This window comes from Serratia sp. NGAS9 (assembly GCF_009905295.1).
GTDB classification, from domain to species: Bacteria; Pseudomonadota; Gammaproteobacteria; order Enterobacterales; family Enterobacteriaceae; genus Serratia; species Serratia bockelmannii.
On record NZ_CP047605.1, the window covers coordinates 1,252,011 to 1,276,132 of the forward strand.

Annotated in this window: 26 protein-coding genes and 1 riboswitch; of the genes, 17 read left to right on the forward strand and 9 right to left on the reverse strand. The window is 61.9% G+C overall.

Features of this window, described 5'->3' with window-relative positions; genetic code table 11:
• Nucleotides 1-20: 20 nt before the first annotated feature.
• Nucleotides 21-989, reverse strand: coding sequence for a CDF family Co(II)/Ni(II) efflux transporter DmeF (gene dmeF, locus GUC32_RS05975; protein ID WP_369435611.1), 969 nt, complete (start codon nucleotides 987-989; stop codon nucleotides 21-23).
• A gap of 78 nt (nucleotides 990-1,067) precedes the next feature.
• On the opposite strand from dmeF, the gene GUC32_RS05980 reads away from it, so the two are divergent.
• Together GUC32_RS05980 and GUC32_RS05985 are read left to right on the forward strand one after the other, a co-directional pair.
• Entirely contained in the window at nucleotides 1,068-1,343 is a 276-nt protein-coding gene (locus GUC32_RS05980) for a metal/formaldehyde-sensitive transcriptional repressor (RefSeq protein WP_025301915.1), read from the forward strand.
• A 2-nt stretch (nucleotides 1,344-1,345) separates the two neighbouring features.
• Nucleotides 1,346-1,747, forward strand: coding sequence for a YkvA family protein (locus GUC32_RS05985; protein WP_025301916.1), 402 nt, complete (start codon nucleotides 1,346-1,348; stop codon nucleotides 1,745-1,747).
• 4 nt (nucleotides 1,748-1,751) lie between these two features.
• On the opposite strand, the gene bioA is transcribed toward GUC32_RS05985, so the two are convergent.
• Nucleotides 1,752-3,026, reverse strand: coding sequence for an adenosylmethionine--8-amino-7-oxononanoate transaminase (bioA, locus tag GUC32_RS05990; RefSeq protein ID WP_025301917.1), 1,275 nt, complete (start codon nucleotides 3,024-3,026; stop codon nucleotides 1,752-1,754).
• An 88-nt stretch (nucleotides 3,027-3,114) separates the two neighbouring features.
• On the opposite strand from bioA, the gene bioB reads away from it, so the two are divergent.
• From bioB to bioD, 4 genes are read left to right on the forward strand one after another with little or no spacing between them, the layout of a single operon-like run.
• Nucleotides 3,115-4,152: a biotin synthase BioB gene (gene bioB, locus GUC32_RS05995; protein WP_025301918.1), complete on the forward strand. Its 1,038-nt coding sequence runs from the start codon at nucleotides 3,115-3,117 to the stop codon at nucleotides 4,150-4,152.
• Complete coding sequence (bioF, locus tag GUC32_RS06000; protein WP_043136675.1) at nucleotides 4,152-5,303, forward strand: 8-amino-7-oxononanoate synthase; 1,152 nt, start codon at nucleotides 4,152-4,154, stop codon at nucleotides 5,301-5,303. Before bioB ends, bioF begins: the two co-directional genes overlap by 1 nt.
• The gene (gene bioC / locus GUC32_RS06005) at nucleotides 5,287-6,054 is read left to right on the forward strand and encodes a malonyl-ACP O-methyltransferase BioC (RefSeq protein ID WP_043136679.1); all 768 of its coding nucleotides are present in this window, start codon (nucleotides 5,287-5,289) and stop codon (nucleotides 6,052-6,054) included. The genes bioF and bioC overlap by 17 nt, the downstream gene beginning before the upstream one ends.
• Nucleotides 6,047-6,721: a dethiobiotin synthase gene (bioD, locus tag GUC32_RS06010; RefSeq protein ID WP_043136683.1), complete on the forward strand. Its 675-nt coding sequence runs from the start codon at nucleotides 6,047-6,049 to the stop codon at nucleotides 6,719-6,721. Before bioC ends, bioD begins: the two co-directional genes overlap by 8 nt.
• Before the next feature lie 26 nt (nucleotides 6,722-6,747).
• Here the strand turns inward: bioD and GUC32_RS06015 are convergent, their stop codons facing one another.
• On the reverse strand, nucleotides 6,748-7,470 hold the full coding sequence (locus tag GUC32_RS06015) for an ATP-binding cassette domain-containing protein (RefSeq protein ID WP_164062875.1): 723 nt from the start codon (nucleotides 7,468-7,470) through the stop codon (nucleotides 6,748-6,750).
• Nucleotides 7,471-7,928: 458 nt separating this feature from the next.
• On the opposite strand from GUC32_RS06015, the gene GUC32_RS06020 reads away from it, so the two are divergent.
• The 3 genes from GUC32_RS06020 (at nucleotide 7,929) to GUC32_RS06030 (ending at nucleotide 10,962) form a co-directional block, all read left to right on the forward strand.
• Nucleotides 7,929-8,051, forward strand: coding sequence for a hypothetical protein (locus GUC32_RS06020; protein WP_255703093.1), 123 nt, complete (start codon nucleotides 7,929-7,931; stop codon nucleotides 8,049-8,051).
• Nucleotides 8,052-8,582: 531 nt separating this feature from the next.
• Nucleotides 8,583-10,595, forward strand: a complete 2,013-nt coding sequence (uvrB, locus tag GUC32_RS06025) for an excinuclease ABC subunit UvrB (protein ID WP_043136693.1) — start codon at nucleotides 8,583-8,585, stop codon at nucleotides 10,593-10,595.
• Between the two features lie 100 nt (nucleotides 10,596-10,695).
• Nucleotides 10,696-10,962 carry a VF530 family DNA-binding protein gene (locus tag GUC32_RS06030; protein ID WP_043136696.1) on the forward strand — a complete coding sequence of 89 codons (267 nt, stop codon included), beginning with the start codon at nucleotides 10,696-10,698 and terminating at the stop codon, nucleotides 10,960-10,962.
• A gap of 6 nt (nucleotides 10,963-10,968) precedes the next feature.
• Here GUC32_RS06030 and yvcK read toward each other — a convergent pair whose 3' ends face one another.
• Nucleotides 10,969-11,886: a uridine diphosphate-N-acetylglucosamine-binding protein YvcK gene (yvcK, locus tag GUC32_RS06035; RefSeq protein ID WP_025301926.1), complete on the reverse strand. Its 918-nt coding sequence runs from the start codon at nucleotides 11,884-11,886 to the stop codon at nucleotides 10,969-10,971.
• A 260-nt stretch (nucleotides 11,887-12,146) separates the two neighbouring features.
• Nucleotides 12,147-12,291: riboswitch (molybdenum cofactor riboswitch) on the forward strand.
• Here yvcK and moaA point away from each other — a divergent pair.
• The 6 genes from moaA to GUC32_RS06065 all read left to right on the forward strand — a co-directional run bounded on the left by moaA (nucleotide 12,278) and on the right by GUC32_RS06065 (nucleotide 15,840).
• A complete protein-coding gene (gene moaA, locus GUC32_RS06040; protein ID WP_025301927.1) occupies nucleotides 12,278-13,264 on the forward strand; it encodes a GTP 3',8-cyclase MoaA in 987 nt (328 codons plus the stop codon). Its footprint overlaps the riboswitch before it by 14 nt.
• A 24-nt stretch (nucleotides 13,265-13,288) precedes the next feature.
• Entirely contained in the window at nucleotides 13,289-13,804 is a 516-nt protein-coding gene (moaB, locus tag GUC32_RS06045) for a molybdenum cofactor biosynthesis protein B (protein WP_025301928.1), read from the forward strand.
• A gap of 3 nt (nucleotides 13,805-13,807) precedes the next feature.
• Complete coding sequence (moaC, locus tag GUC32_RS06050) at nucleotides 13,808-14,287, forward strand: cyclic pyranopterin monophosphate synthase MoaC (protein ID WP_048794855.1); 480 nt, start codon at nucleotides 13,808-13,810, stop codon at nucleotides 14,285-14,287.
• Nucleotides 14,284-14,529: a molybdopterin synthase sulfur carrier subunit gene (gene moaD, locus GUC32_RS06055; protein ID WP_004939768.1), complete on the forward strand. Its 246-nt coding sequence runs from the start codon at nucleotides 14,284-14,286 to the stop codon at nucleotides 14,527-14,529. The genes moaC and moaD overlap by 4 nt, the downstream gene beginning before the upstream one ends.
• Nucleotides 14,530-14,531: 2 nt before the next feature.
• Nucleotides 14,532-14,999, forward strand: coding sequence for a molybdopterin synthase catalytic subunit MoaE (gene moaE / locus GUC32_RS06060; protein WP_004939764.1), 468 nt, complete (start codon nucleotides 14,532-14,534; stop codon nucleotides 14,997-14,999).
• 130 nt (nucleotides 15,000-15,129) lie between these two features.
• A complete protein-coding gene (locus GUC32_RS06065; protein ID WP_033637508.1) occupies nucleotides 15,130-15,840 on the forward strand; it encodes a Bax inhibitor-1/YccA family protein in 711 nt (236 codons plus the stop codon).
• A gap of 70 nt (nucleotides 15,841-15,910) precedes the next feature.
• Here the strand turns inward: GUC32_RS06065 and GUC32_RS06070 are convergent, their stop codons facing one another.
• From GUC32_RS06070 to cecR, 5 genes are read right to left on the reverse strand one after another with little or no spacing between them, the layout of a single operon-like run.
• Nucleotides 15,911-17,017 (reverse strand): ABC transporter permease, encoded by a 1,107-nt coding sequence (locus GUC32_RS06070; RefSeq protein WP_049208965.1) that lies wholly within the window; start codon nucleotides 17,015-17,017, stop codon nucleotides 15,911-15,913.
• Between the two features lie 12 nt (nucleotides 17,018-17,029).
• The gene (locus GUC32_RS06075; protein ID WP_197823895.1) at nucleotides 17,030-18,184 is read right to left on the reverse strand and encodes an ABC transporter permease; all 1,155 of its coding nucleotides are present in this window, start codon (nucleotides 18,182-18,184) and stop codon (nucleotides 17,030-17,032) included.
• On the reverse strand, nucleotides 18,181-19,917 hold the full coding sequence (locus GUC32_RS06080) for an ATP-binding cassette domain-containing protein (protein ID WP_369435612.1): 1,737 nt from the start codon (nucleotides 19,915-19,917) through the stop codon (nucleotides 18,181-18,183). The genes GUC32_RS06075 and GUC32_RS06080 overlap by 4 nt, the downstream gene beginning before the upstream one ends.
• An 8-nt stretch (nucleotides 19,918-19,925) precedes the next feature.
• Nucleotides 19,926-20,912 (reverse strand): secretion protein HlyD, encoded by a 987-nt coding sequence (gene hlyD, locus GUC32_RS06085; protein ID WP_089195622.1) that lies wholly within the window; start codon nucleotides 20,910-20,912, stop codon nucleotides 19,926-19,928.
• Between the two features lie 18 nt (nucleotides 20,913-20,930).
• A complete protein-coding gene (gene cecR / locus GUC32_RS06090) occupies nucleotides 20,931-21,629 on the reverse strand; it encodes a transcriptional regulator CecR (protein WP_049203806.1) in 699 nt (232 codons plus the stop codon).
• 297 nt (nucleotides 21,630-21,926) lie between these two features.
• Here cecR and rhlE point away from each other — a divergent pair, with 297 nt between their 5' ends.
• Both rhlE and tnpA read left to right on the forward strand, forming a co-directional pair.
• Nucleotides 21,927-23,306 (forward strand): ATP-dependent RNA helicase RhlE, encoded by a 1,380-nt coding sequence (rhlE, locus tag GUC32_RS06095; protein ID WP_025301932.1) that lies wholly within the window; start codon nucleotides 21,927-21,929, stop codon nucleotides 23,304-23,306.
• 189 nt (nucleotides 23,307-23,495) lie between these two features.
• Nucleotides 23,496-23,954, forward strand: coding sequence for an IS200/IS605-like element IS1541B family transposase (gene tnpA / locus GUC32_RS06100; RefSeq protein ID WP_141997679.1), 459 nt, complete (start codon nucleotides 23,496-23,498; stop codon nucleotides 23,952-23,954).
• The last annotated feature ends 168 nt before the right edge of the window (nucleotides 23,955-24,122 follow it).

Genomic DNA, 24,122 nt, shown 5'->3' on the forward strand with positions numbered 1-24,122 from the left:
TTGTCGATAAACGCGGACCCTTAAGCTAGATCTTTTCGGTGGAACAATACAACCCCTTGCGCCAACGGCGGACGGTTGATCTCGACGGTGACATGCACCAGTTCGGGATGTGTGGCCAACAGTTGGCGCACCCGATCGGCGGTGAGGCCGCGATCGGCGCTGCTCAGGGCGAGGACGCAATGATATTTTCCTTTGCCGATGCGGCCTACATGCAGATCGGTCAGCGTGAGCGCGTGGCCGGAAGCGGCCAGGGCCTGGCGGATGTCTTGCGCCACGGGGGCGTCCATTTCGGCATCCAGCAAAATCTTTCCGCTATCGCGCATCAGGCTATAGGCCCAGGCGGCCACCATCGCCGCGCCGACGATGCCCATCAGCGGATCGAGCCAGGCGGCGCCCCAAAGCTTACCGCCGAACAGCGCGATGAGCGCCAGTACCGAGGTGGCGGCGTCGGCGAGCACGTGAACATAGGCGGAACGCAGGTTGAGGTCATGATGAGTGTCGTCGTGGTCATCCCCGTGATGATGATGATGGCCGCCACCGCGCAACAGCCAGGCGCAGAGCAGGTTGACGGCCAGCCCGATCGCGCCGATGGCGATGGCTTCGTTGTAATGAATCGGGCTGGGATTCAGCAGCCGCTGCCCAGACTGAAACAGCATCAGCGCCGCCACCAGCACCAACAACACCGCGCTGGTGTAACCGGCCAGCACTTCGATCTTCCAGGTACCGAGGCTAAAGCGGCGATCTTTGGCCAGCCGGCGTGCGGCGCCGTAAGCCAGCACCGACAGGCCCAGCGCCAGCGCGTGCGAACTCATGTGCCAGCCGTCGGCCAGCAGCGCCATCGAGTTAAACAGCCAGCCGCCGGCGATCTCGATAGCCATCATACTGGCGGTGAGTATCACCGCCCATCTGGTGTTTCTTTCGGCCAATGGGTTACCATCGTCAAAAACGTGGCTGTGTTCGCGGTGCAAAACGGGCGCGTGAGACGTCATGGTGAAGTTCCTCAGCAAAAGATAGTGTGCTGAAATATACTATACCCCAGTATAGTAAATAACAATCAGGCGGAAATGATGAGCCATACCCACAGAGATCAAAAGAAGCTGTTGGCGCGGGTGCGCCGCATTAAAGGGCAGGCCGAAGCGCTGGAACGCGCGCTGGAGAGCGGCGGCGAATGTTCGGCTGTTCTGCAGCAGATCGCGGCGGTGCGCGGCGCGGTCAACGGTTTGATGGCGCAGGTGCTGGAAGGGCATGTGCGCGAACATCTGGCTGCCGCGGACGCTACGCCGCAGCAGCGCGAGCAGGACATCGAGCAATTGATGACCGTTTTACGTTCTTATATGAAGTAATCATGATTTCACTGAAAAAACGCACGCCGTGGTTCGGCTGGCTGCGCCGTTGGGCCAAAGGCATCAAGCGCGATATTTACGCGCTGTGGCTGGCCGCCCGTGATAAGCGCACCCCGTGGTACGCCAAGCTGATCGCGCTGCTGGTGGCCGGCTATGCGATCTCGCCGATCGATTTGATCCCGGATTTTATTCCGGTGTTGGGCTATCTGGACGATGTGATCATCGTGCCGTTGGGCATCATGCTGGCGGTTCGCCTGATCCCCAAGCCGCTGATGGCCGAGCTGCGCGAGAAGGCGCAAAAACGCGTCGACAACCCCACCGGCCGCATGGCGGCGGCGATGATCATTTTACTCTGGCTGCTGTGCCTGGGGTTGCTGGCCCGCTATCTGGACCAGCATTGGTAAGGCATTAACGCGCGGCGGCGGCCACGGCGGCGGTCAGGCGGCTGAGCTGTTCCGCTTCGATGATGTAAGGCGGCATCAGGTAAATCAGCTTGCCGAACGGCCGGATCCATACCCCGCGCTCGACGAACCCACGCTGTAGCTCGGCGACATTCACCGGTTCGCGCATCTCCACCACGCCAATCGCCCCCAGCACCCGCACGTCCGCCACCTTCGGCAGCGCCGCCAGCGGCAGCAGTTCCTGTTTCAGCTGGGCTTCGATGGCGCTCACCTGCGCCTGCCAGCGATTTTCCGCCAGCAGCGCCATGCTGGCGTCCGCCACCGCGCAGGCCAACGGATTGCCCATAAAGGTCGGGCCGTGCATAAAACAGCCGGCCGCGCCGTTGCTGATGGTCTCCGCCACATGGCGGGTGGTCAGGGTGGCGGACAGGGTCATGTAACCGCCGGTCAGCGCCTTGCCCAGGCAGAGAATGTCCGGCACCACCTGCGCGTGCTCGCAGGCGAACAGCTTGCCGGTGCGGCCGAAGCCGGTGGCGATCTCGTCGGCGATCAGTAGCACCCGATGGCGATCGCACAGCTCGCGCACCCGCTTGAGGTAGGTTGGGTGGTAGATGCGCATGCCGCCGGCGCCTTGCACCACCGGTTCCAGGATCACCGCCGCCACTTCACCGGCGTGCTGCTCCAGCAGCGCGGCGAACGGTGCAATATCTTCTTCACGCCATTCTTCGTCGAAGCGGCACTGCGGCGCGGTCGCGAACAGGTGCGGCGCCAGATAGCCCTGATAGAGGCTGTGCATCGAGTTGTCCGGATCGCAGACCGACATCGCGCCGAAGGTATCGCCGTGATAGCCGTGGCGCAGCGTCAGGATGCGCTGCCGGCGCTCGCCGCGCGCCTGCCAGTACTGTAGCGCCATCTTCAACGACACTTCCACCGCCACCGAACCGGAGTCTGCCAGGAACACGCACTGCAGCGCCTCTGGCGTCATTTCCACCAGCCGACGGCACAACGAGATGGCGGACGGATGGGTAATACCGCCGAACATCACGTGTGACATCTTCTCCAACTGCTGGCTGGCGGCCTGATTCAGGCGCGGATGGTTGTAACCGTGGATCGCCGCCCACCAGGAGGACATGCCGTCCACCAGACGCCGGCCGTCCGCCAGCTGCAGTTCGACGCCGCTGGCCGATTCGATCGGGTAACAGGGTAACGGGCGGCTCATGGAGGTGTAGGGGTGCCAGATATGGCGTTGGTCAAACGCCAGGTCGGAAGCGGTCACAGACATACTTGTAAACCAAATTGAATTAAGATTGGTTGACAGTATATCCACAATATTTAAACTGGCGACACTTTTTCGTTTTGGAGACGCCATGATGGCCGACCGCATTCACTGGACAGTAGGGCAAGCCCAGGCCCTGTTTGATAAACCGCTGCTGGAACTGCTGTTCGAAGCGCAAACCGTACACCGCCAGCACTTCGACCCGCGTCAGGTGCAGGTCAGCACGCTGCTGTCGATCAAGACCGGCGCTTGCCCGGAAGACTGTAAATACTGCCCGCAGAGCTCACGCTACAAGACCGGCCTGGAGTCGGAGCGGTTGATGCAGGTCGAGCAGGTGCTGGAATCGGCACGCAAGGCCAAAGCGAACGGCTCGACCCGTTTTTGCATGGGCGCGGCGTGGAAGAACCCGCACGAGCGCGATATGCCTTATCTGCAGCAGATGGTGCAGGGCGTGAAAGCGATGGGCATGGAAACCTGCATGACGCTGGGCACGCTTGACGGCACTCAGGCTGAACGGCTGGCGGAGGCCGGGCTGGATTACTACAACCATAACCTCGACACCTCGCCGGAGTTCTACGGCAGCATCATCACTACCCGCAGCTACCAGGAACGCCTGGATACGCTCGACAAGGTGCGCGACGCCGGCATCAAAGTGTGCTCCGGCGGCATCGTCGGGCTGGGGGAAACGGTGCGCGATCGCGCCGGGCTGCTGGTGCAGCTGGCTAACCTGCCGAAACCGCCGGAGAGCGTGCCGATCAACATGTTGGTGAAGGTAAAAGGCACGCCGCTGGCGGATAACGACGACGTCGATCCGTTCGATTTCATCCGCACCATCGCGGTAGCGCGCATCATGATGCCGTCCTCTTATGTCCGCCTTTCCGCCGGCCGTGAACAGATGAACGAACAGACGCAGGCGATGTGCTTTATGGCCGGCGCCAACTCGATCTTCTACGGTTGCAAGCTGCTGACCACGCCGAACCCGGAAGAAGACAAGGATCTGCAGCTGTTCCGCAAGCTGGGGCTGAACCCGCAGCAGACCGCCACCGAACATGGCGACAACCAGCAACAGCAGGTGCTGGCTAAGCAGCTGCTGAACGCCGATACCGCCGAGTTTTACAACGCGGCGCTGTGATGAGCTGGCAACAACGTATCGAACAGGCGCTGGCAGAACGGCGTCTCAACGCCGCCTACCGTCGGCGACAGACCACCGAGGGCGGCAACGGCCGCCAGATCCGGCTCGGCGATCGTCTCTATCTGAACTTCTCGGGCAACGACTACCTGGGACTGAGCCAGGATACGCGGGTGATCGCCGCCTGGCAGCAGGGCGCGCAGCGTTACGGCGTCGGCAGCGGCGGGTCGGGCCACGTCACCGGCTTTAGCGTGGCGCATCAGGCGCTGGAAGATCAACTGGCGGCGTGGCTCGGCTATCCGCGCGCGCTGCTGTTCATCTCCGGCTATGCCGCCAATCAGGCGGTGCTGGCGGCGTTGATGCAGAAGGGCGATCGCATTTTGGCCGATCGCCTCAGCCACGCCTCGCTGCTGGAGGCGGCGGCGCAGTCGCCGGCCGAGCTGCGCCGGTTCCAGCACAATCAGCCGCAGGCCTTGGCGGATCTGCTGGCCAAACCCTGCGACGGGCAGCGGCTGGCGGTGACCGAAGGGGTGTTCAGCATGGACGGCGACGGCGCACCGTTGGCGGAGCTGCATCGCTTAACCCGTGCGGCGGGCGCCTGGCTGATGGTGGACGATGCCCACGGCGTCGGTGTGCGCGGTGAGCAAGGCCGCGGCAGCTGCTGGCAGCAGGGCGTGCGCCCTGAACTGCTGGTGGCGACCTTCGGCAAGGCGTTCGGCGTCAGCGGCGCAGCAGTGCTGTGCGATGAGGCGACCGCCGAGTATCTGCTGCAGTTCGCCCGCCATCTAATCTACAGCACCGCAATGCCGCCGGCGCAGGCCTGCGCGCTGCAGGCGGCGCTGGCCTGCATTCGCGAGGGCGATGAACTGCGCGCCCGGCTGCAGGACAACATTCGGCGTTTCCGTCAGGGCGCGGCGCCGCTGGCGCTGACCCTGACGGATTCCGACACCGCCATCCAGCCGCTGCTGGTGGGGGATAATCAGCGCGCGCTCGATCTGGCGACCCGCCTGCGCGAGTGCGGACTGTGGGTGAGCGCCATTCGCCCGCCGACGGTGCCGCCGGGCGGCGCGCGGCTACGCATTACCCTGACGGCGGCGCATCAGCCGCAGGATATCGATCGCCTGCTGGAGGTGCTGAATGACGTCAGCCAATGACACGGTGAACAAACAGGCGGTCGCCTCGGCCTTCAGCCGCGCGGCCGGCAGCTACGACGCCGCCGCCGCGCTGCAGCGTGACGTTGGCGAGCGCTTACTGGGGATGGGGAGTTCCCACCCGGGCGAACAGCTGCTGGACGCCGGCTGCGGCACCGGCTATTTCAGCCGTATGTGGCGTGAGCGCGGCAAACGGGTGACCGCGCTCGATTTGGCGCCGGGCATGCTGGACGTCGCCCGCCAACGGCAGGCGGCGCATCATTATCTGCTGGGCGATATCGAACAGGTGCCGCTGCCCGATGCGGCGATGGACATCTGTTTCAGCAGCCTGGTGGTGCAGTGGTGCAGCGATCTGCCTGCCGTGCTGGCAGAGCTGTATCGCGTGACCCGCCCCGGCGGCGTGATCCTGTTTTCCACGTTGGCGGCGGGATCGCTGCAGGAATTGGGGGACGCCTGGCAACAGGTGGACGGCGAGCGCCACGTGAACGCCTTCCTGCCGCTGGCGCAGATCCGCGCCGCCTGTGCTGAATACCGGCACGAGCTGGTCACGGAGTTACGCACCCTGAACTACCCGGACGTGATGACGCTGATGCGTTCGCTCAAGGGCATCGGGGCGACGCATCTGCATCAGGGACGCGAGGGCGGCCTGATGTCGCGAGGCCGTCTCGCCGCGTTGCAGGCGGTTTACCCGTGCCGGCAGGGGCAGTTCCCCCTCAGCTATCATCTGGCTTATGGAGTGATTTATCGTGATTAAACGTTGGTTCGTGACCGGCACCGACACCGAAGTGGGGAAGACCGTTGCCAGCAGCGCCTTGCTGCAGGCCGCCAACCGGACGGGCTACCGCAGCGCCGGCTATAAGCCGGTGGCCTCCGGCAGCGAGATGACCGCCGAGGGGCTGCGCAACGGCGACGCGCTGGCGCTGCAGGCCAACAGCGGCGTGGCGCTCCGTTACGACGAAGTGAACCCATACGTTTTTGCCGAACCGACCTCGCCGCATATCGTCAGCGCCGATGAAGGTCGGCCGATCGACGCGGCGCGGCTGTCCGACGGCCTGCGCCGGCTGGAGCAGCGCGCCGACTGGGTGCTGGTCGAAGGCGCCGGCGGGTGGTTTACCCCGCTGTCGGCGGAGTACACCTTCGCCGACTGGGTGCAGCAGGAACAATTGCCGGTGATCCTGGTGGTGGGCATTAAACTGGGCTGCATCAACCACGCAGTGCTGACGGCGCTGGCGGTGCAACAGGCGGGGTTGACGCTGGCCGGTTGGATCGCCAACGACGTGGCGCCCCCGGGGCGGCGGCATCAGGAATACCTGGCCACGCTGCGCCGCATGCTGCCCGCGCCGCTGCTGGGCGAAATACCGCACCTGCCGCAGGCCGAACGGGCGCCGCTGGGGGAGTATCTGGATATCAGCCTGCTATAAACGCTCAATGAGGGGGGTTCTCTCCCTCATCCTTCTTCTTGCCCTGCCAGCCCGGCGCCGATCAGCGCCTCATCCAACTGCGTCAGCGCGCCGTGCGCCACGGTGCGCCCGCTATCGAGCAGACAAAAACGATCCGCCACCCGGCGCACGAACGGCAGCTGATGCTCTACCAGCAAAATGGTCATGCCCAACTCATAGTTGAGCCTGCGGATCACGTTGCCGATGTCGGCGGCGATTGAAGGGGGCACACCCGTCGTCGGTTCGTCGAGGATCAGCAGCGCCGGCTCCTGCGCCAGCGCACGACCGATCGCCAACTGGCGTTGAGCGCCTTCGCACAGATCGCCGGCGCGGCGGGTACGCATCTGGCGCAAATTGGGAAACAGGCTGTAGATCAGCGGCGGAATGCGGCGGGGGGCGCCGCGCCCGGCCATCTGCGCCACCTGCAGATTCTCCTCCACGCTCAGCTGCGAGAAGAGTTGCCGCCCTTGCGGGACGTGGCTGATGCCGAGTGCGGCGCGGCGCTCCATCGGTTGCAGCAGCAGATTTTGCGGCGGCTGATCCGCGGGCTGCCAGGTCATGCTGCCGCTCACCACCGGCACATGCCCCATGATGCAATTGACCAGCGTGGTCTTGCCCACGCCGTTGCGCCCAAGCAGCACGGTACACTGGCCGCGCGGCAGCTCCAGGTTGATGTCCCACAGGGTATGATTTTGCCCGTAAAATTGATTGACTGATCTCAGGCTCAGCATTTGGCATTCTCCTCATAGACACAGGCGCCCATCCACTCGTTGGTGGGGTGCAACAAAGGCAGCATTGGCGGTTGATTTCCCGAGTGTGGCAATGTCTGGAACAAAATGCCGTCCATCCGATTCATCTGAGCAATGTCTGCGGTGGACGGAAAGACAGTCAGTATGTCGTGAAAAACGACGTTTATGACGACTTGGTGTCGTTCTCGTGCTTTTACGAGGGGTAGCCAGGCGGCGGTTGCACGCCGCATTCGGCAGCGCATTATGCTGTCGCGCCTCGTTCGCACGCTGAAAGATAAAGCAACTCCCAGGCCAGTTTTGCTACTGGCCGAAAAGGGGGGATGTTATCGCTTTGTTAACCCTCTGCCAGGCCTGACGCGCTCTGCCGCGGTGGCCTGAAAATACGCCGAGAAGTTAACCCGGACGTTTTTTGCACTCTTGTGGTGCCCTTTGGTGAGGACATGGTGCAAGGCATTGCGCCGCCGTCAAGAGCGATCCGCGAGAAAGGGGCCGATGCGATTTTGGCAATGGGGATTTTTAGTATTAATCGGCATAAACAAAGCGATATTTTTATGAAAAAATAACTAAAAAAGCCATTTTAGCGGGTGTAAAGGGCGAAAAGCTTTCTTTCCGTAACTCCCGCCCCGGGCGGGACGGTGAGAGTTATCCACTATTCCTGTGGATAACCTTGTGTATTAGATTTAGAAAAACGCTGTAAAGCGAGAGCGGACGCGGGTTGTGTTCGCTTTGCCCGCATTCTCGTCTTTTTATTAAAACTGTTATATATCAATATATTAACTAAAATCAAGACGCAAGGGTATTGATCAGGTCTCTATGTATGATTTTTCGACGCGGTGCTATCAATAAGTTAATTCGCGGCAAGTTCTGGGGATAAATCTGTTATTGACAATAAAAATGTCACCCGGCTGTAACGTCACGGTGCAACGACATTGCCGCAGTGCCGGGTGCAGCGACGAATCCGCTTGAAGCTGGTTTTATATCCAGTATCATGGGCACTGGCGCAAATCGCCGACACTTTCCATAATTAGGGGCCATATCCGGCGCAGAGCCGGCTGGCCGCCTGAGCGCGCGCATCTCCACAGGGTAGCCGAGCAATGAGTAAACTTTTCAAACTGCATTCCGAGTTCAAACCGGCCGGCGATCAGCCGGAAGCCATTCGCAAGCTGGAAGAGGGGCTGGAAGACGGCCTGGCGCACCAGACGCTGCTGGGGGTCACCGGTTCGGGCAAGACGTTCACCATCGCCAACGTGATAGCCGATCTGAATCGGCCGACCATGGTGCTGGCGCCGAACAAGACGCTGGCGGCGCAGCTGTACGGCGAAATGAAAGCGTTTTTCCCGGAGAATGCGGTGGAGTACTTCGTCTCCTACTACGACTACTACCAGCCGGAAGCCTACGTGCCCAGTTCCGACACCTTCATTGAAAAAGACGCTTCGGTGAACGAGCACATCGAGCAGATGCGTCTTTCCGCCACCAAGGCGCTGCTGGAGCGGCGCGACGTGGTGGTGGTGGCGTCGGTGTCGGCGATCTACGGCCTGGGCGATCCGGATCTTTACCTGAAGATGATGCTGCACCTGACTCAGGGCATGATCATCGATCAGCGATCCATTTTGCGCCGCCTGGCGGAGCTGCAGTATTCCCGCAACGATCAGGCTTTCCAGCGCGCCACCTTCCGCGTGCGCGGCGAGGTGATCGATATCTTCCCGGCGGAATCAGACGAGCTGGCGCTGCGCGTCGAACTGTTCGATGAAGAAGTGGAACGGCTGTCGCTGTTCGATCCGCTGACCGGGCAGATTGAGCAGGTGGTGCCGCGTTTTACCATCTACCCGAAATCGCACTACGTGACGCCGCGTGAGCGGATCATGCAGGCGATGGAAGAGATCAAGGTTGATCTGGCGGACCGCCGCAAGGTGCTGCTGGCCAACAGCAAGCTGCTGGAAGAGCAGCGCCTGACGCAGCGCACCCAGTTCGATCTGGAGATGATGAACGAGCTGGGTTACTGCTCGGGCATCGAAAACTACTCGCGCTATCTGTCCGGGCGCGCCGAGGGCGAGCCGCCGCCGACGTTGTTCGACTACCTGCCGGCGGACGGCCTGCTGGTGGTCGACGAATCCCACGTCACCATTCCGCAGATCGGCGCGATGTTCAAGGGCGACCGCGCGCGCAAGGAAACGCTGGTGGAGTACGGCTTCCGTTTGCCGTCGGCGCTGGACAACCGCCCGCTGCGCTTCGAGGAGTTTGAGGCGCTGGCACCGCAGACCATCTATGTTTCCGCGACGCCGGGCAAATATGAGCTGGAGAAATCCGGCGGCGATCTGATCGATCAGGTGGTGCGGCCGACCGGGTTGCTGGATCCGATCGTGGAAGTGCGGCCGGTCGCCACCCAGGTGGACGATCTGCTCTCCGAGATCCGCAAGCGCGCGACGATCAACGAGCGCGTGCTGGTGACCACCCTGACCAAACGCATGGCGGAAGACCTGACCGAATACCTGGAAGAGCATGGCGAGCGCGTGCGCTACCTGCACTCGGACATCGATACCGTGGAACGGGTCGAAATCATCCGTGACCTGCGTCTGGGCGAGTTCGACGTGCTGGTGGGCATCAACCTGTTGCGTGAGGGGCTCGACATGCCTGAGGTGTCGCTGGTGGCGATTCTGGACGCCGACAAGGAAGGCTTCCTGCGTTCCGAGCGTTCGCTGATCCAGACCATCGGCCGCGCGGCACGTAACCTGAACGGCAAGGCGATCCTGTATGGCGATCGCATCACCGATTCGATGGCCAAGGCGATCGGTGAAACCGAGCGGCGCCGCGCCAAGCAGCAGGCCTACAACGAAGCCAACGGCATCGTGCCGCAGGGGCTGAACAAGAAGATCGGCGACATTCTGCAGATCGGCCAACCGGTCAACCGCGCCAAGAGCAAAGGCAAGGGCAAGGCGGTGGAGGGCGGCGCTCAGCTGCAGAACCTCACGCCGAAAGCGCTGGATCAGAAAATTCGCGATCTGGAAGCGCAGATGTACACCCACGCGCAAAACCTGGAGTTCGAGCAGGCGGCTGCGCTGCGCGACGAAATCCACCAGCTGCGCGAGCAGTTCATCGCGATTTCCTGACCGTTGGACGGCGCCCGCGCCGTGGGCGTCAAAATTCCTTGTCGGCCGCGCCAAAGCTGTTATGGTGTGCGGCCCGATTTGACCACGAAGAGTACCGAACATGAGCCAACACCAGTCTAAAGACCCGCTGCACGGCGTAACGCTGGAGCAACTGCTGAATAAACTGGTGGATCACTACGGTTGGTCCGAACTGGGCGCGCGCATTCGCATCAACTGCTTCCGCAGCGATCCGAGCATCAAGTCCAGCCTGAAGTTTTTGCGTCGCACGCCCTGGGCGCGCAAAGAGGTAGAAGATCTGTATATCGATATGGTCAGCCAGCCCGCCCCAGCCAGCGATAATCCCTGGCTGCGCGGGCGAGACGGTTAAATTCGGTCAGCGGCGCGCGGCCAGCTCCACCAGCGCGTGATCCAGCGCCTGGCGCAGCAGCTGGCGATCGTGGCGGTAGGGGATGTCGCTCGCTTCCAGCGGTTGCTGAATCACCACCCGATCCTGCACTTCACTGGCATCCACCGCCGGGCCGACGATCAGCGCATCGATCATCCTGCGGCCGATCTTCTCTTCCATCAGCGTCAGCTTATCCTTTAACGACAGCGCCGCGGCGGCCACGCTCAGCTCGCGGCCGAGGTTGCCGATATAGATCATGCTGGCGCTGCTGCGGCGCAGCGCCTGGGTGAGATCGTCCAGCAGCAGCAGCGGCATCAGGCTGGTGAGGAAGCTGCCCGGCCCAATCAGGATCACGTCGGCCTGTGCGATGGCGTCCAGCGCTTCGCGCGTGGCGTTGACCGGGGGCGACAGCATCAGCTCCTGCGGCATGTGGGCCAGTTGATCGACATTCACTTCACCGTAAACGTGATTGCCTTCGTGATCGTGCGCCATCAAATCCACCGGCTGCTCCGACATCGGGATCAGCGCCGCGTCCACCTTCAGCAAGCTGCGCACCAGATTGATCGCTTCCAGCGGGCGCACGCTCAGGTGATCCAGCGCTTTCAGCATCAGGTTGCCCAGGTTATGGCCGGCCAGTTCGCCGTTGCCGCTGAAACGGTATTCGAACATCGCCGAGGCGACGCTCGGTTCGGTGATCAGCTGGTTGAGACAGTTGCGGGTATCGCCCCAGGCAATGCCGCCTTCCGAACGGCGGATGCGGCCGGTGGAACCGCCGTTGTCGGTGGTGGTGACGATGCCGGTCAGGCGGGAGCCTAAGGACGACAGGGCCGACATCACACGGCCCAGGCCGTGTCCGCCGCCCAACGCCACCACGCGGTCGAGATCGGCCAGGGTACGATTACGCATAAATTTCCTTACAAAGGGTCTGAACTGCCCGCATAAGGTAGCGGATCCGGCATAAAAACGCGATAAAGAGTGTCATTTGCGTGATTCTGGTCAATTCGTCCACGCAAGCGATGTTTATCATGGTTTACCCGAATAGGCGGCGTCTAAAAACGCTGTATAGACAATTATATAGCGAATTAACGCGTTGGCTATCGTTGCCGATTAGCGCTAGAATTCTGCTGAAAACCACGGTTTCATTCCGGCTACTCAAGGTAGCGGGAAGAGAAATCAAACTCCTAGCCCCTGCGCCTACGTTGTTCATCCGGAACGATATGGCGCCTGGGCCGTGGCGAAGTTAGCCACCAGGGTGCAGAGGGGAAACGCTCGCATCTCCCGACTTTGGAAAGGTGTTATGGTACCGCAACTCATTGATGCTTATGAGCGCAAGTTCTATTACCTGCGTTTGTCGATCACCGACGTGTGCAACTTTCGTTGCACCTATTGTCTGCCCGACGGCTACAAGCCGAGCGGCAGCCCGAAAAGCTTCCTGTCGCTGGATGAAATCCGCCGCGTCAGCCGCGCGTTTGCCGAACTGGGCACCGAAAAGGTGCGCCTGACCGGCGGCGAGCCTTCGCTGCGCCGCGATTTTACCGAGATCATCGCCGCCGTGCGGGAAAACCCGGCCATCCGTACCCTGGCGGTCACCACTAACGGCTACCGTCTGGCGCGCGACGTCGCCGCCTGGCGTGACGCCGGTCTGACGGCGATCAACGTCAGCGTCGACAGCCTGGATCCCCGCCAGTTTCACGCCATCACCGGCCAGGACAAGTTCCGCCAGGTGATGGACGGCATCGACGCCGCCTTCAGCGCCGGTTTCAGCAAGGTCAAGGTCAACGCGGTGCTGATGCGCGACGTCAACCACCAGCAACTTGGCGCCTTTCTCGCCTGGATCAAGGATCGGCCGATCCAGCTGCGCTTTATCGAACTGATGGAAACCGGCGAGGGCGGCGAGCTGTTTCGCAAACACCACGTTTCCGGCGAAGTGATTCGCCTGCAGCTGGAGCAGCAGGGCTGGCAGCGCCAGGCGCGCGGCCGCAGCGACGGCCCGGCGCAGGTGTTCAGCCACCCGGACTACCAGGGTGAGGTGGGTCTTATCATGCCGTATGAAAAAGATTTCTGCGCCAGCTGCAACCGGCTGCGCGTTTCTTCCATCGGCAATCTGCACCTGTGTCTGTTCGGCGAGCAGGGGGTGCCTCTGCGCGATCTGCTGGCGGATGACGGCCAGCTCGACGCGCTGAAGGCGCGCATCCAGAGTGGGCTGCTGAGCAAGAAGCAGACCCATTTCCTGCATCAGGGCAACAGCGGGATCACCCAGAACCTGTCGTTTATCGGCGGCTGACAGCCAATAGGAGCTTATTGAACCATGAGCCATGCGAGCAGCGAGTTTATTCCGGCGCATATCGCCATCCTGACCGTGTCCGACAGCCGCGGCGCGGCGGAAGACACCTCCGGCCAATATCTGCAGGACGCGGCGCAGGAAGCCGGCCATCAGGTGGTGGATCGCGCCATCGTTAAAGATGACATTTACCAGATCCGCGCACGGGTTTCCGCGTGGATCGCCGATGACAACGTGCAGGCGGTGCTGATCACCGGCGGCACTGGTTTTACCGCGCGCGACAACACGCCGGAAGCGCTGTTGCCGCTGTTCGACAGAGAGGTGGAAGGGTTCGGTGAACTGTTCCGCATGGTGTCGTACGAAGAGATCGGCACCGCGACGATCCAGTCGCGCGCGCTGGCCGGCCTGGCGAACCGCACGGTGATTTTCGCCATGCCGGGCTCCACCCGCGCCTGCCGCACCGCCTGGGAGCGGATTATCGAAGAGCAGTTGGACGCGCGCCATCGCCCGTGCAACTTCCAGCCCCATTTGAAGAAGCCCTGAGTCATGACACAGCTAACCCACATTAACGCCGCCGGCGAAGCCCATATGGTCGACGTATCCGCCAAGGCCGAAACGGTGCGTGAGGCGCGCGCCGAAGCCTTCGTCGAGATGTTGCCCGCCACGCTGGCGATGATCGTCGACGGCAGCCATCACAAGGGCGACGTGTTCGCCACGGCGCGCATCGCCGGCATTCAGGCGGCCAAACGCACCTGGGAACTGATCCCGCTGTGCCACCCGCTGATGTTGAGCAAAGTCGAAGTGCAGCTAGAGGCGCAGACGCAGCACAGCCGGGTACGCATCGAAACCTGCTGCCGGCTGACCGGCAAAACCGGCGTCGAGATGGAAGCGCTGACCGCCGCCTCGGTGGCGGCATTGACCATCTATGACATGTGCAAAGCGGTACAGAAAGACATGGTGATCGGCCCGGTGCGCCTGCTGGCGAAAAGCGGCGGCAAATCCGGTGATTTTAAGGTGAACGCATGATCGATATTCTTTTCTTCGCGCAGGTGCGCGAACTGGTGGGCACCGGCGCGCTGTCGATGCCGGCGGATTACCCGACCGTCGAGGCGCTGCGCCAGGCGCTGTGCGCGCGCGGCGATCGCTGGGCGCTGGCGCTGGAATCCGGCAAGCTGTTGGCGGCGGTCAATCAGTCGCTGGTGGCGGCGGATCACCCGCTGCGCGCCGGCGATGAAGTGGCCTTCTTCCCGCCGGTTACCGGGGGGTAAGCATGGAAAATACCCGCATTCGCGTGGGCGAAGCGCCGTTCAACGTCGGCGATGAGTACCAGTGGCTGGCGCAGTGCGACGCCGATGGCGCGGTGGTGACCTTCACCGGCAAGGTGCGCAACCATAACCTTGGGGACGACGTCAGCGCGCTGACGCTGGAACACTACCCCGGCATGACCGAGAAGGCGCTGGCGGAGATCGTGGCCGAGGCGCGCAGCCGTTGGCCGCTGCAGCGCGTGACGGTGATCCACCGCGTCGGTGCGCTGTATCCCGGCGACGAGATCGTGTTCGTCGGCGTGACCGGCGCACACCGCAGCATGGCGTTCGCCGCCAGCGAATTCATCATGGACTATCTGAAGACCCGCGCCCCGTTCTGGAAGCGCGAAGCCACGGGCCAGGGTGATCGTTGGGTGGACGCTCGCGACAGCGATCGCGAGGCCGCGCAACGCTGGCACGACGCGGCTAAATAACGCGTCAACAGCGGAAACAAATCAAGACCTTTGCCGCTTTCGCGCGGCCTATTCTGTGGTACGCTTATAGCAGGCGAAGCCCCGTTCGCGGGGCTTCGGAATCTTGTTTATAACGCAAAAGGTAACCGTCATGGACCGATATCCACGCTCTAATGGTTCAATCGTCGAACGTGCCAACAGCGGCATTCAGGCCTACATGGCGCAGGTTTACGGCTGGATGACCTGCGGTCTGCTGCTGACGGCGTTCGTTTCCTGGTATGCGGCCAATACGCCCGCGATCCTCAACTTCATCTTCTCCAGCCAGATCACCTTCTTCGGTCTGATCATCGCCCAGTTGGCGCTGGTGTTCGTGATTTCCGGCATGGTCAACCGCCTGAGCGGCGCGGTGGCCACCTCGCTGTTCATGCTGTACTCGGCGCTGACCGGGCTGACGCTGTCGAGCATCTTCATCGCCTACACCTACAGCTCGATCGCCAGCACTTTCGTAGTCACCGCCGGCATGTTCGGCGCGATGAGCCTGTACGGCTACACCACCAAGCGCGATCTGAGCGGCTTCGGCAGCATGTTGTTCATGGCGCTGATCGGCATCGTGCTGGCTTCGCTGGTGAACATCTGGCTGAAAAGCACCGCGCTGATGTGGGCGATTACCTACATCGGGGTGGTGGTGTTCGTCGGTCTGACCGCCTACGACACGCAAAAACTCAAGGCGATGGGTGAGCAGCTGAACGCCGATGATAAAGACAGCTTCCGCAAGTACGCCATCGTCGGCGCGCTGACGCTGTATCTCGACTTCATCAACCTGTTCCTGATGTTGCTGCGCATTTTCGGCAACCGCCGCTAAATCCCTTGTCTTTCAAGCCTTAGGGTATCTGGCGATCAAAAAGCTCTGCATGTGACATGCAGAGCTTTTTTTATGCGATCTTGCGGCGGAACAGCGCGTAGGCGGCGCTGCCGGTGGTGGCGGTGATCACCAGCAGCGGCCACAGGCTGCGCCAGATAATGCTGAAGCTGGCGTCCTTCAGGTAGATCTGCTTGGTGATGTCGGTGAAGTGGCGTATCGGGTTCACCCAGGTCAGATCCTGCAGCCACACCGGCATATTCTCCACCGGCGAGACATACCCCGAGAGCAGGATCGCCGGCATCATGAACACGAACACGCCGATAAACGCCTGCTGCTGAGTGGCGCACAGCGACGAGATCAGCAGGCCGAAACCGACCAGCGACAGCCCGTAGATCAACATGGTGGCGTAGAACAGCAGCAGCGATCCAGCGAACGGGATCTGATACAGGAAGATGCCGATCAACAGCACGATGCTGGCCTGGAAGCTGGCGACGATCAGCGCCGGCACCGCCTTGCCGATAAAGATCTGCCAGGTGGTGAGCGGCGAGACCAGCAGCTGTTCCAGCGTGCCCTGTTCGCGTTCGCGCGCCACCGACAGCGAGGTGACGATCAGCACGCCGATGGTGGTGATCATGGCGATCAGCGACGGCACCACGAACCATTTGTAGTCCAGATTCGGGTTATACCAGTTGCGCACCACCAGTTCGCTGTTGTTGGGTTTGGCGCGGTTGCCGAGCAGCTCCTTCTGATATTCCTGCACGATCTGCTGTACGTAGTTGGCGGCGATCTGCGCGCTGTTGGAGTTGCGCCCGTCGAGCAGCAGCTGCAGCGGCGCGGTGTTGCCGGTGGCGATATCGCGCGAGAACTGCGCCGGGAAGCGGATCAGCAGCAGCGCCCGTTGGTTATCGATGGTGGTCTTTATCTCCTGCGGGCTGCGCAGCAGCAGCACGTGTTGAAAGGCCTTGGCCTTGGCGAAGCGCTGGGTCAACTCCACCGAGGCCTGGCCGCTGTCTTCGCTGTAGACCGCGATGGTGGCGTTGGTGACTTCCAGCGTCGCGGCGAACGGGAACAGCAGCACCTGCAGGATCACCGGCATGATTAAAATGGCACGGGTTTGCGGATCGCGCAGCAGCGCCTGCATTTCCTTGATGATGAGCGTCAACAGACGATGAAACATCGCTCTTTCTCCTCAATCCAGCCGGCGCTGGGTTTTCCAGGCCGTCAGGCCGATGAACACCACGGCGGAAGCAATCAGGAACAACAGATTGATCGCCAGCACGGTGCCGACGTTACCCGCCAGGAACAGCGTTTGCAGCGTGCTGACGAAGTAGCGCGCCGGAATGATGTAGGTCACCGCGCGCACGATGGCTGGCATGCTGTCGATCTGGAAGATGAAGCCGGACAGCATGATCGACGGCAGGAAGGCGGCGTTCAGCGCCACCATCGCCGCATTGAACTGGTTGCGGGTGAGGGTAGAGATCAGCAGGCCCATGCCGAGGGTGCTGGCGAGGAACAGGCTGCTGATCAGCAGCAGGATCGGCAGCGAACCGCGATAGGGCACGCCGAGCACCCACACCGCCACCGCCATGCACAGCGCCATGGCGATCATGCCGAGGAAGTAATACGGGATCAGCTTGGAGAGCAGCAGCTCGCTGCGCGTCACCTGGGTGGACAGCAGGGCTTCCATGGTGCCGCGCTCCCATTCGCGGGCGATCACCAGCGAGGTGAGAATGGCGCCGATCACCGTCATGATGATGGTGATGGCGCCGGGGATGATGTAGTGCCGGCTGATGGCCGCCGGGTTGAACCAGTAGCGCATCTGCACGTCAATCAGCGGCTTGTCGTTGCTCCCCCGATCGGCGGCGCGTTGCTGCTGCCAAACTTGCCATACGCCCTGGGCATAGCCCTGCACGAAGTTGGCGGTGTTCGGCTCGCTGCCGTCGGTGATCACCTGGATGGGGGCGCTGTCGTGCGGGCGCGCCATGCGCTGGTCGAAATCCACCGGGATCACCACCAGGCCGCGGATCGTGCCGGCCTGCATCTGCTGGATCAGCTGCTGGCGGTTGTCGCTGATGGTTGGTTCGATATAGGGCGAACCGGCGAAGGCGTGGGCCAGATCGCGCGCGTCTTCGCTCTGTTGCTCCATCAGAATGCCCAGATGCAGCTTGCTGGAGTCCAGGTTGATGCCGTAGCCGAAGATAAACAGCAGCATCAGCGGGATAACGAAGGCGATCAGGCCGCTGCTGGGATCGCGCAGTATTTGCCGCGTCTCCTTCAGGCACAGCGCGCGCAGTCGGCGCCAGGAGAAGCCGCCGTCGTCGATTGGGGCTCGGTTGTCGCTCACCGTGGTTCCTCCTCGTCGTAGCCCTGCACCAGTTCGATAAACGCCTGTTCCATCGAGGGGGTGGGGTTGTCGTCGCGCGCTACCTGCTGTTTGAGATCGTCCGGCGTGCCGGCGGCGATGATCTTGCCGCGATACACCAGGCCGATGCGGTCGCAGTATTCCGCCTCGTCCATAAAGTGGGTGGTCACCATCACCGTGACGCCCTTGTCGACCATGCCGTTGATGTGCAGCCAGAACTCGCGCCGCGTCAGCGGATCGACACCGGAGGTCGGTTCGTCGAGGAACAGAATATCCGGTTCGTGCATCAGCGCGCAGGCCAGCGCCAGGCGTTGCTTGAAGCCGAGCGGCAGGGCATCCGGCGTCTGATCGAGGATCGGCGCGAAGTTGAAGGCGCGGGACATCTCGTCGATTTTGTCGCGCTGCGCCTTGCCGCTTAGGCCGTAGACCCCGGAGAAGAACTTCAGGTTCTGCGCCACCGTCAGGTTGCCGTACAGCGAGAATTTTTGCGCCATGTAGCCGAGGCGTTGGCGCGCCTTGCCGGAACTGGTCTTCAGATCCATCCCCAGCACCAGCGCCTTGCCGCCGGACGGCACCAGCAGGCCGCACATCATTTTGAAGGTGGTGGACTTGCCGGCGCCGTTCGGGCCGAGCAGGCCGAAGATTTCGCCGCGCCGCACCTGAAAATCGACGTGATCGGTGGCGGCGAAATCGCCGAATTTCTTGGTCAACTGCACCGCTTCGATCACCGTTTCACCACTTTCTCCGTCAACGGTCGGCATGATCTCCGCCAGCGCCGAGCGATGGTTGGGGCCGCCGCCGAGCAGATCGATAAACGCATCCTCGAAGCGCGGATCCGCTTCGTTCAGTTCGGCGTCCGGCAGATCCAGCGCCTGCAGTAGCTGCCGGTGATCTTCGCCTTCTTTCAGGATCAGGCGCAGGTACTTGCCCTGGATCACGCCGTCGGTGACCGCCGGCAGGCAGATCGCCCGCTGCAGCAACGATCGATGGCTGCCGGGGGGCGCGGCGATCAACACCGTGCGCCCGGCCATACGGCGGGTCAGCGCCTGCGGCGCGCCGCTGAACAGCAGCTCGCCCTCGTTGAGCAGCAGCACTTCGCGGCACTGCTCGGCCTCATCGAGGTAAGAGGTGCTCCACAAGATCAACATGCCGTCGTTGGCCAGCTCGTGCACCATGCGCCACAGCTCGCGGCGCGAGATCGGATCGACGCCGACGCCCGGTTCATCCAGCAACAGCACCTGAGGTTCGCCCACCAGCGTGCAGGCCAGGCCGAGTTTCTGCTTCATGCCGCCGGACAGCTTGCCCGCCAGGCGCTCGGTGAAGCGGGTCAGATCGGTGAATTTCAGCAGCCGTTCGAAGGTCTGGCGGCGAAGATCGCCGGTGACGCCGCGCAGATCGGCGTACAGCGTCAGGTTCTCCATCACCGTCAGATCCTCATACAGCCCGAACTTCTGCGGCATATAGCCGAGGATCGCGTGCAGTTGACGATCCTGGGCGATCGGATCCAGCCCGGCGACCCGCAGCTTGCCGCTGCTGGGCTGCAGCAGCCCGGCCAGCATGCGCAGCAGGGTAGTTTTACCGGCGCCGTCCGGGCCGACCAGTCCGATGACCGCGCCGCTGCGCAGGGTGGTGGTCAGGCTGGCGACCGCCGGTTTCTCAAGTGACGGGAAGCGCTTTTCCAGCCCTTCCAACTCGATGGTGTGCGCCTGTTCCATGGCCGGCCTCAGGGTTTGGCGAAGCGCAGGGTGACCGGCATGCCCTGGCGCAGCGCGTCGTCGGCGTCGGTGACGATCACCCGCAGGCGGTATACCAGATCGGTGCGCAGGTCCGGCGTTTCAACGCTTTTCGGCGTGAATTCCGCGGTCGGCGAGACGAAACCGATCTTGCCGTGGTAAGGCTTGCCGGGGCGACCGTCGGTGTAGATCTCCAGCTCGGTGCCGGGCACCGCTTGGTTCAGGCTGGTTTCGTTGACGTAGGCGCGCACCCACACCGGCCGGGTCAGCGACAGGGTGAACACCGTGCCGCCGGCGCCGAGCATGGTGCCCGGCTCCACCGCGCGGGTCAGCACCGTGCCGGCGGAAGGGGAGATCAGCGTGGCGTCTTGCAGGTTCAACTGCGCCTGCGCCAGCGCCGCTTCGCTTTGCGCCACATCGGCCTTGGCCTGTTCAATCTCTTGCGGGCGGTTGCCGCTGCGGTATTGCGACAGCTTGTCCTTCGCCGCCTGCAGGTTGGCCTGCGCCTGATTGCGGGCGGTGCGCGCATCCTCCAGCGCGTCGGCGGAGGTGGCGTTTTTCGCCCACAGCCCCTGCTGGCGTTTCAGGAAGCTGTCGGCATAGGTGAAGGCGGACTGGCGCTGCGCCATTTCTGACTGCACCTGGGCTATCTCTTCGCTGCGGTAGCCGGCCTGCAGCAGCGACAGTTTGGCGCGCGCGCTGCCGACGTTGGCTTCGGCCTGCTGCAGTGCGTTGCGGTAGGGGGCATCGTCCAGCTTGCCAAGCAGCTGGCCCGGCTGAACGGTATCGCCTTCATCCACCGTCAGCGACGCCAGGCGCCCGTCGACGCGAAAGCCGAGGTTGACCGTGCGAATATCGACGTTGCCGTACAGCGTCAGCGGCCGATCCTGCTGCTGCTGGTAATGCCAAACCCCGTATGCGACGGCCGCGATCAGCAGAATTAACAACACGATCAAGGCACTGCGTTTTTTGTTCATAACACTCCCTGCCTGAATTTACGCGCCATGACGTTGGCGCAGCCCAGTAACCAGAATCTCAATATGTTCGCTCAGCACCGCCGCGATTTGCGCCGCTTCGCCCTCGCCAATGTCTTGCCAACCTGCCTGACGGCGGATAGTTTCGCGCGCCACGCGGAACGACAGCACCTCGCCGATCAGCGCATGGGTATGCAATACGAGGCGGGGGGCGTGTTCGTCGATGCCGGTGGCGGCCGACAGCAGGCGGCACAGCCGCTCGTGCATCGGCGCGATCACCTGGCTGTGGATCAGCGGATAGGCCTCGGTCGGGGCGAGCTGTTCGCGCGACATGATTTTGCTCAGGTTCAGCGTGTGCGGTTGGGTCATCAGCTCGCTGAAGGCCAGCAGGCCACGTTGCAACAAGCGCAGCGCCGCGTCAGGTGACCGTTGTGCGGCTGGTTCTTGCCGGAAGCGATCGACTTCCGCGACCAGCGGGGCGAACGCCTGCTGAATGAAATCGGCGAGCGACTGCGCCACGGCCAGGTACAGCCCCTCTTTGGAGCTGAAGTAGTAGGTGATGGCGGCGATGTTCTGGCCGGCGCGCTGGGCGATATCGCGCGTGGTGGCGCCTTCCAGGCCATATTCACCGAACAGTTCGGTCGCCGCGGCGAGCAGTTGCCGGCGCGTTTGCTCGCCGCGCGCCCGGCCGGCGGCCTGATGAGGGACGGAAGCTGGCATGGGTCACGCTCGAAGTTAATCAATCATATGATTAACTTTATGCCAGATTGTCTAAAACGCAACCTCTAACCACAATGAGTTATGTGATCGGCTTCAGACAATGCTGAATTTACGGCAGATTGTGCTCTAGGTGCGTAAAAGTGCTTTTTATTGCGCGACTTCTGTTACAATCGGCGCCTGGTGCACTGCAGTTTGTGCCAATCCCTCGTGGTCATGCTTAATGCCCCGTCTGATCATCCTCCCAGGAAACTGCACCGAACACCGTTAGGTTAGGGGGGATCTGGAGTTTTTCTCTTTATGTCATTTGAAACCCTCGGCTTAAGTGCTGAAATTGTGCGCGCTGTTGAAGAACAGGGCTATCGCGAACCGACGCCAATCCAGCGTCAGGCTATCCCTGTCGTGCTGGAAGGTCGTGACCTGATGGCCAGCGCCCAGACCGGCACCGGTAAAACCGCCGGTTTTACCCTGCCGCTGTTGCAGCTGCTGAGCAAGCATGACCATCCGGTCAAAGGCCGTCGCCCGGTGCGCGCGCTGATCCTGACGCCAACCCGTGAGCTGGCGGCGCAGATCGGCGAAAACGTCGAGGCCTACAGCAAACACCTGCGCCTGCGTTCGCTGGTGGTGTTTGGCGGCGTGAGCATCAACCCGCAGATGATGAAGCTGCGCGGCGGCGTCGATATCCTGGTGGCGACGCCGGGCCGTCTGCTGGATCTGGAACATCAGAACGCGGTTGACCTGTCCAAAATCGAAATTCTGGTGCTGGACGAAGCGGACCGCATGCTGGACATGGGCTTTATCCACGACATCCGTCGCGTGCTGGCCAAGCTGCCGGCCAAGCGCCAGAACCTGCTGTTCTCCGCAACCTTCTCCGACGACATCAAGGCGCTGGCCAACAAACTGCTGCATAACCCGGCCTCGGTGGAAGTGGCGCGCCGCAATACCGCGTCCGAGCAGATCGAGCAGAGCGTGCACTTCGTCGACAAGAAGCGTAAGCGGGAACTGCTGTCGCAGATGATCGGCGAAGGCGACTGGAAACAGGTGCTGGTCTTTACCCGCACCAAGCACGGCGCCAACCACCTGGCGGAACAGCTGAACAAAGATGGCATCACCGCTGCGGCGATCCACGGCAACAAGAGCCAGGGCGCCCGTACCCGTGCGCTGGCCGATTTCAAAGATGGCCGCATCCGCGTGCTGGTGGCAACCGATATCGCGGCGCGCGGTCTGGATATCGACCAGCTGCCGCACGTGGTGAACTATGAGCTGCCTAACGTGCCGGAAGACTATGTGCACCGTATCGGCCGTACCGGCCGCGCGGAACGCACCGGTGAAGCTATCTCGCTGGTGTGCGTGGATGAACACAAGCTGCTGCGCGACATCGAGCGTCTGCTGAAGCGTGAAATTCCGCGCATTGCGCTGCCGGGCTACGAGCCGGATCCGACCATCAAGGCCGAGCCGATCATCAACGGCCGCCAGGGCGGCGGACGCGGCGCGCCGCGCGGCAACGGCGGTGGCCAGCGTTCCGGTAACGGCGGCGGTCAGCGCAGCGGTAACGCGAACGGCGGCCAGCGTGAAAACCGTGGCAACGGTAACGGTAACGCTCGCCCGCAGGGGGACGGTCAACGCCGTTCCGGCGCGCCGGCCTCGCGTCGTCCACGTAGTCGCAAGCCGGCCGAATAAGCCTGATTGCTCAAAGAGTAAGCCGCCGATACGGGCGGCTTTTTTTTGTATGCAAAAACCCCCAGCTAGGCTGGGGGTTCCGTAAAGCTTTCAGCTTTGAGCCAGTTATAAAGACCCCTTTTGATTTGTTAAAACAGTTTGCGGTCTGGCAACTGCGAACGTTCAACAAGAAATCAAAAGGGGGTCCCTATGAGGGACGAAAAGAGCTTAGCGCACACGCGCTGGAACTGTAAATATCACATAGTATTTGCGCCGAAGTACCGAAGACAGGTGTTCTACGGGGAAAAGCGCAGAGCAATTGGCAGTATCTTAAGAAAGCTTTGTGAATGGAAAAGCGTGAATATTCTGGAGGCGGAATGTTGTGTGGATCACATCCATATGCTTCTGGAAATTCCCCCCAAGATGAGTGTATCGGGGTTTATGGGGTATCTGAAGGGCAAGAGCAGCCTGATGCTTTATGAGCAGTTTGGGGATTTGAAGTTCAAATACCGTAACAGGGAGTTTTGGTGTCGAGGGTATTACGTTGATACGGTGGGTAAAAATACAGCCAAGATACAAGAATACATAAAGCACCAACTGGAAGAGGATAAGATGGGTGAGCAGTTGTCGATCCCCTATCCAGGTAGCCCGTTTACGGGTCGTAAGTAACCGATAGAAGCAAATGTCAGATCGCGATGCGCCTGTTAGGGCGCAGCTGGCAAGAGAGCCTTATAGGCGCATATGAAAAACCTCCGGCTATGCCGGAGGATATTTATTTGCCTGGCGGAACGGCATTTTCGTACTAGGCTGGACGGTGGCTAACCCTACATTCCAGGA